The organism is Methylocapsa acidiphila B2 (genome assembly GCF_000427445.1).
Lineage (GTDB): Bacteria > Pseudomonadota > Alphaproteobacteria > Rhizobiales > Beijerinckiaceae > Methylocapsa > Methylocapsa acidiphila.
Window position 1 is genome coordinate 1 of the sequence record NZ_KE386496.1, and the last position, 15564, is coordinate 15564.

15 protein-coding genes are annotated in these 15564 nt (G+C 63.7%); 13 read left to right on the forward strand and 2 right to left on the reverse strand.

What is annotated here, in order from left to right:
• Nucleotides 1-799 precede the first annotated feature (799 nt).
• From dnaA to ruvA, 3 genes are all read left to right on the forward strand, one after another.
• Complete coding sequence (gene dnaA / locus METAC_RS0101030; RefSeq protein ID WP_026605608.1) at nt 800-2326, forward strand: chromosomal replication initiator protein DnaA; 1527 nt, start codon at nt 800-802, stop codon at nt 2324-2326.
• 110 nt (nt 2327-2436) lie between these two features.
• The gene (gene ruvC / locus METAC_RS0101035; protein ID WP_026605609.1) at nt 2437-2985 is read left to right on the forward strand and encodes a crossover junction endodeoxyribonuclease RuvC; all 549 of its coding nucleotides are present in this window, start codon (nt 2437-2439) and stop codon (nt 2983-2985) included.
• Between the two features lie 37 nt (nt 2986-3022).
• Nucleotides 3023-3637 (forward strand): Holliday junction branch migration protein RuvA, encoded by a 615-nt coding sequence (ruvA, locus tag METAC_RS21775; RefSeq protein ID WP_036255188.1) that lies wholly within the window; start codon nt 3023-3025, stop codon nt 3635-3637.
• Between the two features lie 10 nt (nt 3638-3647).
• Here ruvA and tsaD read toward each other — a convergent pair whose 3' ends face one another.
• Entirely contained in the window at nt 3648-4706 is a 1059-nt protein-coding gene (tsaD, locus tag METAC_RS0101050) for a tRNA (adenosine(37)-N6)-threonylcarbamoyltransferase complex transferase subunit TsaD (protein ID WP_026605610.1), read from the reverse strand.
• Nucleotides 4707-4919: 213 nt separating this feature from the next.
• Here tsaD and hemC point away from each other — a divergent pair, with 213 nt between their 5' ends.
• From hemC to METAC_RS0101080, 6 genes are read left to right on the forward strand one after another with little or no spacing between them, the layout of a single operon-like run.
• Entirely contained in the window at nt 4920-5864 is a 945-nt protein-coding gene (gene hemC, locus METAC_RS0101055; protein ID WP_051335286.1) for a hydroxymethylbilane synthase, read from the forward strand.
• Nucleotides 5865-5869: 5 nt separating this feature from the next.
• Nucleotides 5870-6628 carry a uroporphyrinogen-III synthase gene (locus METAC_RS21780; protein WP_036255191.1) on the forward strand — a complete coding sequence of 253 codons (759 nt, stop codon included), beginning with the start codon at nt 5870-5872 and terminating at the stop codon, nt 6626-6628.
• Between the two features lie 29 nt (nt 6629-6657).
• On the forward strand, nt 6658-7854 hold the full coding sequence (locus tag METAC_RS0101065) for an ABC transporter substrate-binding protein (protein WP_156898059.1): 1197 nt from the start codon (nt 6658-6660) through the stop codon (nt 7852-7854).
• Nucleotides 7851-8822 carry a YVTN family beta-propeller repeat protein gene (locus METAC_RS0101070; RefSeq protein ID WP_425338898.1) on the forward strand — a complete coding sequence of 324 codons (972 nt, stop codon included), beginning with the start codon at nt 7851-7853 and terminating at the stop codon, nt 8820-8822. Before METAC_RS0101065 ends, METAC_RS0101070 begins: the two co-directional genes overlap by 4 nt.
• Nucleotides 8809-9588 carry an ABC transporter ATP-binding protein gene (locus METAC_RS0101075; RefSeq protein ID WP_051335287.1) on the forward strand — a complete coding sequence of 260 codons (780 nt, stop codon included), beginning with the start codon at nt 8809-8811 and terminating at the stop codon, nt 9586-9588. The genes METAC_RS0101070 and METAC_RS0101075 overlap by 14 nt, the downstream gene beginning before the upstream one ends.
• Complete coding sequence (locus tag METAC_RS0101080) at nt 9585-10433, forward strand: ABC transporter permease (RefSeq protein ID WP_036255195.1); 849 nt, start codon at nt 9585-9587, stop codon at nt 10431-10433. Before METAC_RS0101075 ends, METAC_RS0101080 begins: the two co-directional genes overlap by 4 nt.
• Nucleotides 10434-10453: 20 nt before the next feature.
• On the opposite strand, the gene METAC_RS0101085 is transcribed toward METAC_RS0101080, so the two are convergent.
• Entirely contained in the window at nt 10454-10849 is a 396-nt protein-coding gene (locus METAC_RS0101085) for a c-type cytochrome (RefSeq protein ID WP_026605616.1), read from the reverse strand.
• A 220-nt stretch (nt 10850-11069) separates the two neighbouring features.
• Here METAC_RS0101085 and METAC_RS0101090 point away from each other — a divergent pair, with 220 nt between their 5' ends.
• The 4 genes from METAC_RS0101090 (at nt 11070) to recQ (ending at nt 15471) form a co-directional block, all read left to right on the forward strand.
• Nucleotides 11070-12047: an ABC transporter substrate-binding protein gene (locus METAC_RS0101090; protein WP_245257395.1), complete on the forward strand. Its 978-nt coding sequence runs from the start codon at nt 11070-11072 to the stop codon at nt 12045-12047.
• Nucleotides 12048-12053: 6 nt separating this feature from the next.
• Entirely contained in the window at nt 12054-12791 is a 738-nt protein-coding gene (locus METAC_RS0101095; RefSeq protein WP_026605618.1) for an ABC transporter permease, read from the forward strand.
• Entirely contained in the window at nt 12760-13494 is a 735-nt protein-coding gene (locus METAC_RS0101100) for an ABC transporter ATP-binding protein (protein WP_026605619.1), read from the forward strand. Before METAC_RS0101095 ends, METAC_RS0101100 begins: the two co-directional genes overlap by 32 nt.
• Before the next feature lie 90 nt (nt 13495-13584).
• Nucleotides 13585-15471 (forward strand): DNA helicase RecQ, encoded by a 1887-nt coding sequence (gene recQ / locus METAC_RS0101105; protein ID WP_026605620.1) that lies wholly within the window; start codon nt 13585-13587, stop codon nt 15469-15471.
• The last annotated feature ends 93 nt before the right edge of the window (nt 15472-15564 follow it).

The window sequence follows — 15564 nt, forward strand, 5'->3', positions numbered from 1 at the left end:
ATCTATTTTCCAACTAACTCAACAGCTTGTATCCAAAGATCGCCGACGGACGTTTGATGCGACAGATTTATGCACAGGGCCGGAATTTCTCGGCGGCTTGCTGCGATGAACGGCGGTCATCCAGTCGACGATTTTGTCGCTGGCGGATCGGCGCGAAATCAGACGTTTACGTCAGGCGTCGGTCGAGCGAGCCGGCGGGCGGCGGAACCGCACTCGACGACTGTGAATATTTCGTAAAGCGGAGCCTTGCAGAGCCCTCGCCCTATGCTAAAGTCATTTCGCGTTCGGGATGCACAAGCTAAAGAGCCTAAGGCAAAACGACGCGCTCTTTCCAATTTTTTGTGTGTGCAGTGCGTATACACGCTACGCGTGATCGTATAACGCCTGTATCAAATTTGATCTCTCATGTTTCAACCATGGGGTTTCTTGAAACGAGCTCTCCGGTACGCGAAGGGCTCTCACACATTTCCGCAAATTCTGTCGCTGATTTGAAGCTTTGTTTTGGTATCAGAGTGCTATGCCTTTGGGTTACAAGGCGAAGCGAGGGGGATCTTTGACCGTGAATTTGATCGCGCTCTGTCTGCAGCTTTATCGTCAGGTTGGGTCGGATCGGCATGCGCCCACGCCGGAGCGGATGATGCGCTGGGCGTCAGCGCGGCGTCGTCTCTCCCGCAGCTAAAGTCTCCGCTTCTTTTCATTCACATCTCCCGAGAGACGTTCCGGCGCCGCATGCCGAGCGCCGACTCTCCTCGTCGTCCCGATGCGCAGAAGAAGACCGATGCTGGATTGGCGTAGACCGATGAACGAGCCTCGAGACCGAGGTGATTTGACCTCTCCGATCACCACTGCGACGAAAGAAGAAGCCTGGATGCGGATCTGCCGCCGACTGCGGATTGAGCTCGGCGATGATGTCTTCTCATCCTGGTTCGGTCGTCTGGAGCTCGACGAGCTTTCCGAGACGAGCGCATATCTTTCCGTGCCCACCAAGTTTCTGAAGAGCTGGATTCAGTCGCATTACGCGGAGAAGATTCAGAAGGCGCTCATCGGGGAGTTTCCCTCGGTCAGTAGCGTGACGATCGCCGTTCGCTCGTCGACAAGGCCGATGCCCGGCCGCCGGCCCGGACCCATGGAGCGCGCCAATAAAAGCGATGCGCGCACAGAGGGCGATAAAGCCCCGCCGCCGCCTTCCGCATATGGGCGTTCAGAAGTAAGACTTGCCGTGGAGTCGAAGACGCCCGAGCGGCTCGCAAAAGCGTCGGTGGATGGGGCGGAAGCCGAGATCTATGTTGGCTCGCCCCTCGATCGACGCCTGAATTTCTCGAATTTTCTCGTCGGCAAGTCGAACCAGCTGGCGCATGCCGCTGCGCAACGCGTCGCCTCGACGGAACCCGGCGAGCCGCTGACCTACAATCCCCTTTATCTTCACGCCTCGGTCGGCCTCGGCAAAACGCATTTGCTTCAGGCCGTCGCACATGCGGCGTCCGACGTCACGCGCCGCGTCATTTACCTTACCGCAGAGAAGTTCATGTATGGATTCGTCTCGGCGCTGAAGGCGCAGACGGCCATCGCCTTCAAAGAGCGGCTGCGCGGCATCGACGTCCTCGTGATCGACGACATCCAGTTCCTGCAAGGCAAGTCGATTCAACAGGAGTTCTGTCACACCTTGAACGCCTTGATCGACGCCAGGCGGCAGATCGTCATCGCCGCGGATCGCCCGCCGGGAGATCTCGAAAGCCTCGATGAGCGCGTTCGTTCGCGTCTCGCAGGCGGGCTATGCGTCGAGATGGGCGGCCTCGATGAGGCGCTTCGCGTCAAGATTCTTGAAACGCGCATCGCCGCGGCGCAGGCGGTCCATTCGAATTTCGACGTTCCCCCCGCCGTCATCGCCTATGTCGCGAGCGTCATCCAAACCAATGGCCGGGATCTCGATGGGGCGGTCAATCGCTTGCTCGCCCATGCTTCGTTGAGCGGGGCGCCGCTCGGCGTCGAGACCGCCGAACTCGCGATCCGCGACCTCGTCCGCACGCATGAGCCCAAGCGGATCAAAATCGAAGATATTCAGAAGCTGGTGGCGAGCCATTTCAATGTGAGTCGGGCCGATATTTTGTCGTCGCGGCGAACCGCGAATGTCGTGCGGCCGCGCCAGATCGCCATGTATCTTTCCAAGATTTTGACCTTGCGCTCATTGCCCGAAATCGGGCGACGTTTCGGCGGCCGCGATCATACGACCGTGCTTCATGCTGTGCGCAAGATCGAGGCGCTGACGACTTCCGATGGGACCTTGTCGGAGGAGATCGAGCTTTTGAAGCGGATGCTCATGGAATGAAAAAGTTCCGAGGCGTAGAATCTCCTGCTCGAAGGCCTCATTCGACCTTTTTCTGAACAGGCTCCAGCCGCGCGCTCCCGGTCTGCGCCGATTGGGGCTAGTCTCGCAGCATGACGCAAGAAACGATTCGCATCATCGGCATTGATCCCGGCTTGCGCCGCACCGGATGGGGCGTCATCGAATCATGCGGCTCGCGGCTGATCTATGTCGCCTGCGGCGCAGTGCGCTCGAATGAGAAAGCGGCGCTTTCCGAGCGTCTGCGCGAGCTGCATGACGGGCTCGCCGCGGTCATTTCCGCCTATGCGCCGGCGGAGGCGGCGGTCGAGGAGACCTTTGTCAACCGCGATCCGCAATCAGCCTTGAAGCTCGGCCAGGCGCGTGGGATCGCCCTGCTGGCGCCGGCGCGCGCCGGCCTGCCGGTCGCGGAATATGCCGCCAACCTCATCAAGAAGACGATCGTGGGCGCCGGCCACGCCGAAAAAGCGCAGGTCGCGATGATGGTGAAATTTCTGCTGCCCGCGAGCGACGCCGCGAGCGCCGATGCGGCCGATGCGCTCGCGGTGGCGCTCACCCATGCGCAACTCCGCGCGGCGGCGGGGCGCATCAGTTCGGCGCTGGCGCGCTGCTCGCGCGTCAAGGGCGAGACGGCGCAGTCATGACCCGACGGTCCATGACAATGGGCGGAGTCCTTCGGCGATGATCGGCAAGCTTCGAGGGGTCGTCGATTCCTTTGGCGAGGATTTCGTGATCCTCGACGTCAATGGAGTCGGCTATATCGTCCATTGCTCCAGCCGCACCTTGCAAAGGTTGTCGCGCGTCGGTGAGTTGGCTTCGCTCGCGATCGAGACCCAAATGCGCGAGGATTCCCTTCGTCTGTTCGGCTTCTCGACGGAGGCGGACCGCGACTGGTTCAAGCTCCTGCAATCAGTGCAGGGCGTCGGCGCGAAGGTGGCGCTGGCCGTTCAGGGCATTCTCGAGGCCTCAGAACTCGCCGCTGCGATCGCTTTTCAGGACAAGGCGGCGATCGCCCGAGCGAGCGGGGTCGGGCCGAAGCTCGCCGCCCGCATCGTCGCGGAACTAAAAGACAAGGCGCCGGCCGCTGGCGGCGCCGAGGTCCATCTCCAGGCTGCCGAAGGCGCGTCCGGCCAGGCCGCGCCGACCGCCGTCACCGATGCGATCTCCGCTCTGGTCACTCTCGGCTATGGCCGGCCGCAGGCGGCGGCGGCGGTCGCCGCCTCGGTCGCGGCATTGGGGGAGGGCGCGGCAACCGCCGAATTGATTCGCCGCGGCCTCAAGGAGCTGTCGCAATGATGAAACGGATTCACGCCTTGCCGTGATGCACGGCTTCCGCATTGGCGTCGAGCGGCCAGCGGGCCCGCGCGGCGAAGGTCAGATCGTCGATGAGGCCAAGCGACAGCCTCTCGAGCCCGGCCCAGGCGATCATCGCCCCATTATCGGTGCAGAGCTGCGGCGGCGGCAGGACGAGCCGCATGCCGCTCTCGCCGCAAAAGCGCATGAGCGCGCGGCGGATCGCGCCATTGGCGGCGACCCCGCCGGCGACGACCATGGCGTTCGAGGGACCGACCGTTTCGCGAAACAGGCGCAAGCCGACGCGTGAGCGATCGATGATCATGTCGACGACCGCCGCCTGGAACGAGGCGCAGAGATCGGCGACATCCGTCGGGCTGAGGGAATTCAGCCGCTCCATTTCGAGCCTGACGGCGGTCTTGAGGCCGGAGAGGGAGAAGTCCGGCTTCGGCCGCCCGAGCATGGGCCTCGGGAAGTCGAAGCGCGCCGCATTGCCCTCCGCCGCGCGCTTCTCGACCTCGGGGCCGCCGGGATAGGGCAGGCCGAGCATTTTTGCGATCTTGTCGAAGGCCTCGCCCACGGCGTCGTCGACCGTCGAACCGAGACGGAGATAATCGCCGACGCCTCTTACTGCGACGAGCTGCGTGTGTCCGCCGGAGACGAGCAGGAGCAGATAGGGAAATTCGAGGGCGTCGGTAAGCCGCGCCGTCAGCGCATGGGCCTCGAGATGATTGACAGCGATGAAGGGCTTACGGCTGGCTAAGGCGAGCGCCTTGGCGGTCGTGAGGCCGACGATGACGCCGCCGATGAGGCCAGGCCCTGCGGCGGCTGCTATGCCATCGAGATCGGCCAATCGCGTCCCGGCGTGGGCGAGGGCGCGCAGGACGAGCCGATCAATGATGTCGATATGGGCGCGCGCCGCGATCTCCGGCACGACGCCGCCATAGGCCGCGTGCTCCGCGATTTGGCTCATGACTTCGTTTGAGAGGATTTCCCCGGCGCCGCCCGGTTCGAGCCGGACGACGGCGGCGGCGGTTTCGTCGCAGGTGGTTTCAATGCCAAGAACGCGCATCGGCCTCTTTCAGTGCTGGGCCCGGACCCTTGCGCGACGCGCGGCACCGTGAAAAAAGCCGGGACCTCAACAGTAATGCGCTCTCGAACGGCTGACGGAAGTCCGTCCGGCTCGAAAATGCGCTTGATTTTCGATGATGGATGTTGGCGTCCAAGAACGGCCGCGTTATTTTCCAACCTATAGAACCATCCCATCGTTTTAGGAAATACGTCGATCTCCCTTTCACCTTCTTCCAGCGGCGCCCGCGGGCTCAAGATCGGAACGCGCGGCAGTCCGCTGGCGCTTGCGCAGGCGCATGAACTCCGGGGCCGGCTTGCGGCGTCGAGCCGCATCGACGGGGACGCGATCGAGATCGTCGTCATCAAGACCAGCGGCGACGTGATCCAGGATCGCGCGCTGAGCGAGGCCGGAGGGAAGGGGCTCTTCACCAAGGAACTCGATTTCGCGCTGATGCGGGGCGAGGTGGATATCGCCGTCCATTCCGCCAAAGACCTGCCGACAAGCCTGCCCGGCGAGATCGCCATCGCCGGCTATCTTCCGCGCGAGGATGTCCGCGACGCCTGGATCTCGCCCAAGGCGGCGCATCCGCTTGAGCTGCCGGCCGGCGCCGTCGTGGGCACGGCGTCCTTGCGGCGCGGCGCCATGGTGAAGCGGCTTCGTCCCGACCTCTCGATTGTCCTGCTGCGCGGCAATGTCGAGACGCGGCTTGGGAAGCTCGCGGCGGGCGAAGTGGACGCCACCCTCCTGGCGCTCGCGGGCTTGAAGCGGCTTGGTCTTGAAGATCGCGCGACGGCGGTGCTCGATGCGGGCGAATTCGTTCCCGCCGCCGGCCAGGGCGCCATCGCCATCACGCTCCGAGCCGGCGACCAGGCGGCCCTGGACGCGCTTGCGCCCGTCCTGGATGCGGCGACCGGCGCGGCGCTTGCGGCGGAGCGCGCCTTTCTTCATGTCCTCGACGGGTCCTGCAAGACGCCGATCGGCGCCCATGCCCGGCTCGCGGGCGATGAGATCAATTTTCACGGCGTCGTGCTAAAGCCGGACGGATCGCAGTTTTTCGAGGTCGTCTTGTCCGGGTCCGCACGCGAAGCGGCGGCGCTCGGGGCGGCTGCGGGGGATGATGTGCGCGCGAGGCTCCCAGCCGCCTTTTTCGAGGATTGAGAGCGATGCTGGTCTTGCTCACCCGCGCCCTAGACGAAGGCACGCGAACGGCGATCAAGCTCGCGTCGAGCGGCCATCGAGCGATTCTGTCGCCGGTTCTGGATATGGTGCCGACCGGCGCCGAATGGCCGCATGGCGTCGTCGGCGGCGTGCTGGCGACAAGCTCGCAAGCCTTCGAGCTTTTCTCCGACGCGCCCGAATGGCCTTCGCCGGAAGCGCGCCGCCTGCTGCCGCTTTACCTCGTCGGCGCGCGCACGAAGGACGCGGCGCGCGAGCGCGGTTTCGAGGGGGCCGCTCTGATAGCCGCCGACGCCAAGGAGCTGGCGGCGAGCGTCGCGGCGAACGTCGAAGCGTCGCGCCGGCTGCTCTATCTCGCCGGCCGCGACCGCAAGCCTGATCTCGAGAAGACGCTCGCCGAGGCCGGCAAGCGCATCGAGACGATCGAAGTCTATTCGGCGCAGGCGGCGGAATCCTTGAGCGATGAAGCGGCCGCCGCGCTTGGCGCCGGGACGATCGGCGCGGTGCTGCATTATTCCAGGCGCAGCGCGGAAATTTTCCTTAGCCTCGCGCGTCGCGCCGGCCTCGACGTTTCGAAGATGCCGCATGTCGCAATTTCAGCCGATGCGGCTGCGCCGCTGAGGGCGGCCGGTTTCGACGAGATGCATGTCGCCGAACAGCCGAACGAGCAGGCGGTGCTCGCGCTTGTCGCGGCGCTGGCGGCGAGGGCCGAGACCTTGTCGGCCCGACGGGGCGCTCGGTCTTGATGCGGCGGCGCCCGACCCTTCGATCTATAATGCGGAGGCTGGTTTTTCTCGCTTCGCTGCTCGCCCTGGGCCAAACGGCGGGGCTGGTTGCGGCGCGGGCCGACGATGCCGTCGAGGTGAAGGTAGGCTTTATTCGCGCGCCCCATGTGAGGGAGACGATCTCGATTCTCGACATTCCGGCCGAAGACGACGCCATCGCCGGCGCGCGGCTCGCCGTCGAGGATAATAATACGACGGGGCGCTTCCTGGGCCAGAGCTTTTCGATCGAGGACCGGCTCCTCAAAGCCGGAGACGATCCGTTGGCCGCCATGAACAGCCTTGTTGAGCACGGGGTGTCCTTGCTGCTCGTCGATCTTCCCGCCGCCCAAATCCTCGCCCTAGCCGATGCGGCGAAAAGCCGGAACATCCTCCTTTTCAACGTCGGCGCTCCAAACGACTCGCTGCGCGAAGAGAATTGCCGAGCTGACGTGATCCATGTCGCGCCGTCCCATTCCATGCTCGCCGACGGCCTCGCCCAATATCTTGTCTGGAAGCAATGGAAGCGCTGGCTTTTGATGAAGGGGTCGCATTCCGAAGACCAGCTTTTCGCCGACGCCTTGCGCCGCTCCGCCAGGAAATTCGGCGCCAAGATTGTCGAGGAGCGCGTTTACGAAGATACGGGAGGCGGCCGGCGCTCGGATTCCGGGAGCGTCCAGACCCAAAGGCTCGTGCCGGTCGCGACGCAAAGCGCGCCGGCCTATGATGTGCTCGTCGCGGCGGACGAGAGCGAGGTGTTTGCGGAATATCTTCCCTATCGAACCTTCGATCCGCGCCCGGTCGCGGGCTCGGCAGGGCTGAAGCCTCTGAGCTGGGATCCGACCCATGAGCAATGGGGCGCGATCCAGCTCCAGAACCGATTTATGAAGCTCGCCGCCCGCCGGATGAACGCGCGCGACAATCAGGCTTGGGTCGCGATGCGCATGATTGGCGAGGCGGCGACGCGGACGGGCTCGAGCGACCCTAAGCTCCTTCGCGAATATTTGATCGGGCCGGAGTTTTCCATCGCCGCCTTCAAGGGGCAAAAGCAGACCTTGCGGCCGTGGAACCTGCAATTGCGCCAGCCGATCCTGCTCGGCGACGGGCGCATGATCGTCTCGGTTTCGCCGCAGGAAGGCTACCTGCATCAAAATTCCGAGCTCGACACGCTCGGCCTCGACCAGCCGGAAACGAAATGCAAGCTGCAATGATGTCTCGCCTTGGCGTGGCCGCCCTCTCGATGCTCGTTGCGACGGTCGCGCCCGCCGCCGCCTACACCGCCTATGTCTCGAATGAGAAGGGCAATTCGATTTCCGTCATCGATACGGAAAAGCTCGAAGTCACGAAGACCGTCAAGGTCGGCCAGCGGCCGCGCGGCGTCGCCCTGAGCCGGGACGGCGGCCAATTGTTCATTTGCGCCGGCGACGACGACGCCATTCAGATCCTCGACACCAAGAGCTTGACGATCGTCGGCGAATTGCCCTCCGGACCTGATCCCGAGCTCCTCATCCTGAGTCCCGACGGCAAGCTTCTCTACACCTCGAACGAGAACGACAATCTCGTCACGGCGATCGACGTCGCCACGCGCAAGGTCGTTTCGGAAATTCCGGTCGGGGTCGAGCCGGAAGGAATGGCGCTGAGTCCTGACGGCAAAGTCCTCGTCAACACGTCCGAAACGACAAATATGGCGCATCTCATCGACACTGAGACGCGCAAGATCTTCGCGAATGTTCTTGTCGACGCGCGGCCGCGCTCTGCGCAATTCACGGCGGATGGCGGTGAGTTGTGGGTCTCGGCCGAGGTCGGCGGCACGGTCAGCGTGATCGGCGCCTCCACCCATAAGATCAAGCAGAAGATCGCCTTCGAAATCCCGGGCCTCGCCAAGGAGGCGATCCAGCCGGTCGGAATCAAATTCTCGCTAGATGGCCAGCGGGCCTTCGTCGCGCTTGGTCCGGCCAATCGGGTCGCGGTCATCAACGCCGCGACGAAGCAGGTTGAAAAATATCTGCTCGTCGGCCAGCGCGTTTGGCAATTGGCCTTCACGCCGGATGGAAAATATCTTTATGCGACCAATGGCGTCTCGAACGACGTATCGGTCATCGACGTCGCCGCGCTCAAGGTCGTCAAATCGATTGCGGTCGGATCCTTTCCCTGGGGCGTCGCGATTGCCGGACGATGAGCCCCCGCTAGCGGCCTTGACGGCTGCCTTGGAGATCGCCGGCGTCAGCCATCGTTACGGCAAGCGCCTGGCTCTAGACGACGTCTCCCTCAGCGTGAGGCCCGCGAGCTTTTGCGTCCTGCTCGGGCTCAACGGCGCGGGCAAGAGCACCCTTTTTTCCTTGATCACCCGCCTCTATGCGGCGCAGTCAGGGAAAATTAAGATTTTCGGTTGGGACGTCAGCCGCGACTCCGGGGAAGCGCTCCGACGGCTCGGCGTCGTCTTTCAGGCGCGCACGCTCGATCTCGACCTTTCTATCGCGCAAAACTTCGCCTATCACGCGGCGCTGCATGGCGTCGGCGCGCGGGAAGGACGGGCGCGCGCCGAGGCGCTACTGGCCCAGATCGGCATGGCTGATCGCGCCGGGGACAAAGTGCGTTCGCTCTCGGGCGGGCAGATGCGTCGCGTCGAGATCGCGCGCGCCCTTTTGCATCGTCCGAGCATGCTGCTCCTCGACGAGCCGACCGTCGGACTCGACGTCAAGGCCCGCGCCGATATTCTCCACCATGTGCGCGGCCTCGTCGCGCAGGAGGGCGTCGGCGTCCTCTGGGCGACGCATCTCATCGATGAGGTCGCGGGGAGCGACGACGTCGTCGTGCTGCATCTCGGCAGGCTGCTCGACAAAGGCAATGTCGGCGAGGTCGTAGCCCGAGCTGGCGCGGATGACATCGCCGCGGCTTTCGCGAAGTTGACCGAGGCGGGCGCACCGGGAGAAGCGGGTCGATGATCAATCCGGCTGTGAGCGCCTGCGCGACTAAAAAGGGCTTCGGCCTCGCCGAATATGCAATCTGCCTCAATGGCGTGGTCTGGCGCGAGGCCTTGCGCTTCTTGCACCAAAGGGAGCGTTTCGTCTCGGCGCTGGTGCGCCCGCTCGTTTGGCTCTTCATTTTCGCGGCGGGATTCCGCTCGGTGCTGGGCGTCTCCATCATTCCGCCCTATGACACTTACGTTCTTTACGAGGTTTACATCACGCCCGGCCTCATGGCGATGATCCAGCTTTTCAACGGCATGCAAAGCTCGCTTTCGATGGTCTATGACCGCGAGATGGGGAATATGCGGACGCTGCTCGTCAGTCCCTTGCCGCGATGGTTTCTATTGACCTCACGCCTCGTCGCCGGGGCGTCGGTCTCGCTGCTTCAGGTCTATGCGTTTCTGCTGGTGGCCTATGCGTGGGAGATCGAGCCGCCTTCGCTATGGGGCTATCTCACCGTGCTTCCCGCGCTCGTCCTGTCGGGGCTGATGTTCGGCGCGCTCGGGATGCTCTTGTCGTCGCTGATCAAACAATTGGAGAATTTCGCAGGGGTGATGAACTTCGTCATCTTCCCGATGTTCTTCGCATCTTCGGCGCTATATCCGCTCTGGCGCGTTAAGGAGGGCAGTCCCTGGCTTGCCTTCTTTTGCGAGCTCAACCCCTTCACGCATGCGGTCGAGTTGATTCGTTTCGCCTTCTATCAGCAGCTCAATCTAGGGGCGCTGGCGGTGACGATGGGGGCGACGATCGTCTTTCTCGGCGCCGCCATCACGGCCTATGATCCTTCGCGCGGCATGCTGATGCGGCGCGAAGGAGCTTGAGCATCGGCTGTCGCGAGGCCTTACTTCTTCTTGCCGTCGGCGCCGAACTGCGCGAGATAGGCGACGAGATTGTCCCGATCCGATTCCTTCGGCAGGCCGGCGAAGATCATCTTGGTGCCGGGGACCACGGCCTTGGGATTGGCGAGATATTCGTTCAGCTTCGCCTCGTCCCAGGTGATGCCGGAATTCTTGTTGGCGTCGGAATAGCTATAGCCCTCGACCGCGCCGGTCTTGCGCCCGATCAGGCCATTCAGCTCCGGACCGACGAAATTCTTGGCGCCTTCGCCGATCTGATGGCAGACCTTGCACTTCTGGTTGTAAATCGTTTCGCCGGCGGCGGCGTCGGCGGCCATGGCTCCGGCGGCGGACGCGGCCCAAGCGACCGAGGCGACCATGCAGACATATTTCAATTTCATATCCCGTTTCCTTCCCATTATGCGAGGGGCGTTGGATAAAACTCTCGCTCTTCGCCCGTCGTCATGGCCAAATCGGCGATCCGTTTTCGGGCTCGCGCAACCCTGCATCTATCCTGACACCATGCCTCAAGACAACCCGGACCTTTTCCAGAAATGTTGCGAAGGCCGCCGAAAATCAACGCGCGCCGGTGCGGCTGGGGGGATTTTATCCCGCGGCGTTGTGGTTTTTTACCTTGCCGTCGCGGTAGTTTTCATTTGCGCGCCTCTCGCTTTGGGGAGCGCCTCGGCCGCCGAGACTCTGCGCATCGGCGTGCAAAAGACCGGCACCCTTGGTTGGGAGCTCGCGATCATCAAGGCGAGGGGGCTCGACAAGAAAGCCGACCTTGATCTCAAAGTCGCTGAACTCGCTTCCCCCGAGGCCGGTAAGATCGCCCTGATCGGGGGCTCCGTGGACATGATCCTCTCCGATCTCCTGTGGGTTGCGCGCGAGCGAAGCCTCGGCGCGCATCTGCTCTTTAAGCCCTATTCCAGCGCGCTTGGCGCGCTCATGGTGCCGGCAGGCTCGCCGATCAGGGATTTGGCCGATCTGAAAAATCGAAAACTGGCGGTCGCCGGGGGGCCTTTGGACAAAAGCTGGCTCCTGCTCCGGGCGCTCGCGCGCCGCGCCAACATCGATCTGAAGGGCGAGGCGGAAATCATTTATGGCGCGCCGGCCCTTCTTTATGAAAAAGCGGCGAGCGGAGAGGCCGACGCAAGTCTGAACTTCTGGAATTTTTGCGTCGCCCTGGAAGCGCGCGGCTTCAAACGGCTCATCGGCATGGACGAAGTCGAGCGGCGCCTCGGCGCCAAGGAGCCAGTGGCCCTCGTCGGGTATGTCTTCGACGAGTCTCTCGCGCAAAAAAGCCCGGCGGCTTTGGCGCGATTTTTTGCGATCGCGGCGGAGGTGAGGGACAGTCTCGTGCATTCGGAGGTAGAGTGGGCGACGCTGGCGCCGCGCATCGGGGTCAGCGATCCGGTCCAGCTTGCGCTTTACCGCCGGACCTATGCGGACGGCGTTCCTAGGCGATCGATCGACGCCGAGGCCGCCGACGCCCGCGCGCTCTATCGCATCCTCGCCGAGATCGGCGGCGCCGATCTCGTCGGCCCCGCCCAGGATCTCGACGCGGCGATCTATTATCGCCCGCCTCAGGACAATTAATCCGTGCTGTCCAGATTGGCGTCGCTTCTCGTCTTGCTGCTTGTGTGGCAGCTGGGCTCGGTCTTCGCCGGCCCGCGCGCCCTGCCGGCGCCGCTGGCGGTGCTCGCCGTCATCGACGCAGAAGCGCGTTCCGGCGCGCTTTTCTTCAATTTGGCGGCGACCCTTCTTCGCGTCGTCGCGTCCTTCACTTTGGCCATGGCCTTGGGGACGGCGCTCGGCCTTGCCATGGGCCGGCACAAGCCCGTCGACCGTTTCTGCGATCCCTGGCTCATCATCCTCCTAAACCTGCCGGCGCTGGTCGTCATCGTGCTCGCCTATATCTGGATTGGGCTCAACGAGACCGCCGCGATCGGCGCCGTCGCGCTCAATAAATTGCCGATTGCGACGGCGACGGTGCGCGAAGGCGCGCGCGCGCTGGATGCGAGCCTCGATGAAATGGCGCGGGTCTTCGCCATGCCGCTCGGCGTGAGGGTCAGGCATGTGCTCCTGCCGCAGCTTGCGCCCTATCTCGCGGCGGCGATGCGTTCCGGTCTATCCTTGGTTTGGAAGGTCGTTCTCGTCGTCGAATTGCTTGGTCGCTCGAACGGAGTCGGCTTCGAGATCGGCGTGGCCTTTCAATTATTCGACGTGACAAAGCTTTTGGCCTATGCGCTTCCCTTTGTCGGGCTGATGCTGGCGATAGAGACCTTTATTGTCCAACCCATTGAGCGACATGTCTCCCGCTGGCGACCGGGTCGGACTTGAAGTCGCCATCGCCAAAAAGGCCTATCTCGGCGCGTCGGGCGAGTCGCGCGCAGCCCTTCGCGACGTCGCCTTCGCGTTGAAGCGCGGCGAGGTCTGCGCCTTGCTGGGCCCCTCTGGCTCAGGCAAGACGACTTTGCTGCGCATCGTCGCGGGTCTCGATCGTGATTTTGAAGGTGGAGTCTGGCTTCCGTCGCCGCATCGGCTCGGAATGGTGTTCCAGGAGCCGCGGCTCTTGCCCTGGCGCACCGTCGCCGAGAATTTACGCCTCGCCGGCGCTTCGGAGCCAAAGAGCCTTGCGGAAATCGCTGCGGTTCTCGGCCTCGCCCTCCATCTCGATCATTTTCCAGGCGAATTATCTCTCGGCCTCGCCCGTCGGGTCGCGATCGCGCGGGCTTTCGCAGTCAAGCCCGATCTTCTCCTGCTTGACGAGCCCTTCGTCTCGCTCGACGCCGCCCTTGCGCTACGCCTGCGCGGCGAGCTTCAGGCGCTGGTCGAGACGCATAAGGCGACGACTCTCATCGTCACCCATGACGTGGAAGAGGCGATCTCTCTCGCTGATAGGATCATCGTGCTGGCCGGCGCGCCGGGAAGCCTGATCGCCGATCTCGCGATCGAGACGCCGCGCCTCGCCATGACCTCTAGGCAGGCCGCGGCGATTAAGGCCGAATTGGCCGCGCTCGCCGCGCCGCGCGCGGATCGGTGAGATTGGAGCTTCCCGATCGAGCCCGCGCTTCCGTCTCGACCGGATCCAGCCTAGAAATCTGCGAGTTCAGGAAGGCGAATCGGGGGCGTTGTGCAAGCGGATATCAGAGCGGCGGAGGCGGCGCTCGAACGCGTATTCGGCTTCACGTCCTTCCGGCCGGGTCAGCGCGACATTCTCGAAGCCGTGCTTGCGGGTGAAAATGTCCTCGCTGTCATGCCCACGGGCGCCGGCAAATCGCTTTGCTATCAATTGCCGGCGCTTGTCCGTCGGGGCCTCACGATCGTCGTCTCGCCGCTGATCGCCTTGATGCGTGATCAGGTTCAGCAATTGCGCCGCGTCGGAATTGCCGCCGCCGCCCTGAACTCATCGAATAGCGGCGAGGATAACGCTCTGGTAGAGCGCGGCCTTCGTGACGGCCGCTACCGACTCGTTTATGTCGCGCCGGAACGTCTCGTACGGCCGGACGCCGTGGCTTTGCTTCGCGATTCGGGCGCGAATGTCCTCGCCATCGACGAGGCCCATTGCGTCTCGCAATGGGGTCATGACTTCAGACCCGAATATCTCGGCCTCGCCCAAGCGGCGCGCGCGATCGGCGATCTCCAGTTTGTCGCAGTGACCGCCACGGCCGACGCGCCGACGCGCGCAGACATTGTCCGCAGGCTTTTTTCCGCCGAGCCGCGCATCTTCGTCAGCTCCTTCGATCGGCCGAATCTCCACCTCGCCATGCGCCGCAAGTCGGACGCCGCGCGCCAAATCGAAGCGGTGGTGAAGAGCCATAAGGGCCAAAGCGGCATCGTCTATGCCGCCTCGCGCAATGGCGTGGAAAAGCTCGCGCGAAGCCTGAGCGCCAGCGGCGTTCCGGCGCTCGCTTATCATGCAGGCCTCGAGGCGGAGATCAGATCGGCGAACCAAGATGAGTTTCTGCGCAATGACGGCGTCGTCATCGTGGCCACCGTCGCCTTCGGCATGGGCGTCGACAAGCCGAACGTCCGGTTCGTCTGCCATGCCGATTTGCCGCAAAGCGTCGAGGCCTATTACCAGGAGATCGGCCGCGCCGGGCGCGACGGGTTGCCGGCCGACACTTTGACCTTGTTTAGCGACGCCGACATTCTGTTGCGGGAGCGCCAGATCGCCCAGGGCGACGCCCCGGAGGAGCGCAAGCGCCTGGAGCGGCGCAAGCTGCAGGCGCTGATCGCGCTCTGCGAGACGCCGCGCTGCCGTCGCCAGACGCTGCTCGCGGCCTTCGGCGAAGCGTCGCAGCCTTGCGGAAATTGCGACATTTGCGAAGGCCGATGGCCATTCTTCAACGGCGCGGTGGCGGCGCAAAAGGTCATGTCGGCCATTCATCGCACCTCGGGCCGGTTCTTTTCCGGTCATCTCGCCAATCTGCTCGTCGGCCGCGCGACCGAGGCGATCAAGCGGCATGGCCATGACCTTCTGCCGACCTTCGGCGTCGGCAAGGAATTGAAGCCTTCGGAATGGCGAAGCATCTTCCACCAGCTTCACGCGGAAAACTTGATTGCTCAGGACCAGGACGACCGCGACCGCTGGGTTTTCACCGAGGCGGGGCGCGCCGTGCTCAAGGGCGACGCGCCTTTGACTTTGCGGGGCGAGATCACTCTGCCGAGCGGGCGCAAGGCCGACCGGCGAGACAGTTTGCGCCACATCGAGTCCGTTCAGGCCGGCGATCCGACGCTCGAGGGAAGCGCCTTCGAGCCTCGGGCGGCAGGGCCGGCGCTGACCGCGGCGGAACATAGCCGCCTAGCCGCGCTCAAGGGCAAGCGCCTTGAACTCGCGCGGGCGCAGAAGATTGCACCTTACATGATTTTCCATGACAGCGTTTTGATCGCGATGGCGCAGCGCCGTCCACAAACAGGCGAGGCCATGCGCTCGATTCCCGGGGTTGGGCCGGGCAAGCTCGAACGCTATGGTTCGGTTTTTCTCGCCGTTTTGGCCGCCCACGACAAGGAAAGGTGAGAAGGCGCCATTGCCGGGCCATTTCACTTTGCGCGAGCGCTGTCCCAGGGGGCGCGGCTTGAAGCCGACGTCTCAGCGCGCGCCCACCAGAGA

Excerpts from the sequence above, each read along its gene's own strand:
- dnaA (WP_026605608.1), top strand. The coding sequence starts at position 800 with ATGAACGAGCCTCGAGACCGAGGTGATTTGACCTCTCCGATCACCACT.
- ruvC (WP_026605609.1), top strand. The coding sequence starts at position 2,437 with ATGACGCAAGAAACGATTCGCATCATCGGCATTGATCCCGGCTTGCGC.
- ruvA (WP_036255188.1), top strand. The coding sequence starts at position 3,023 with ATGATCGGCAAGCTTCGAGGGGTCGTCGATTCCTTTGGCGAGGATTTC.
- tsaD (WP_026605610.1), bottom strand. The coding sequence starts at position 4,706 with ATGCGCGTTCTTGGCATTGAAACCACCTGCGACGAAACCGCCGCCGCC.
- METAC_RS21780 (WP_036255191.1), top strand. The coding sequence starts at position 5,870 with ATGCTGGTCTTGCTCACCCGCGCCCTAGACGAAGGCACGCGAACGGCG.
- METAC_RS0101065 (WP_156898059.1), top strand. The coding sequence starts at position 6,658 with ATGCGGAGGCTGGTTTTTCTCGCTTCGCTGCTCGCCCTGGGCCAAACG.
- METAC_RS0101070 (WP_425338898.1), top strand. The coding sequence starts at position 7,851 with ATGATGTCTCGCCTTGGCGTGGCCGCCCTCTCGATGCTCGTTGCGACG.
- METAC_RS0101080 (WP_036255195.1), top strand. The coding sequence starts at position 9,585 with ATGATCAATCCGGCTGTGAGCGCCTGCGCGACTAAAAAGGGCTTCGGC.
- METAC_RS0101085 (WP_026605616.1), bottom strand. The coding sequence starts at position 10,849 with ATGAAATTGAAATATGTCTGCATGGTCGCCTCGGTCGCTTGGGCCGCG.
- METAC_RS0101100 (WP_026605619.1), top strand. The coding sequence starts at position 12,760 with ATGTCTCCCGCTGGCGACCGGGTCGGACTTGAAGTCGCCATCGCCAAA.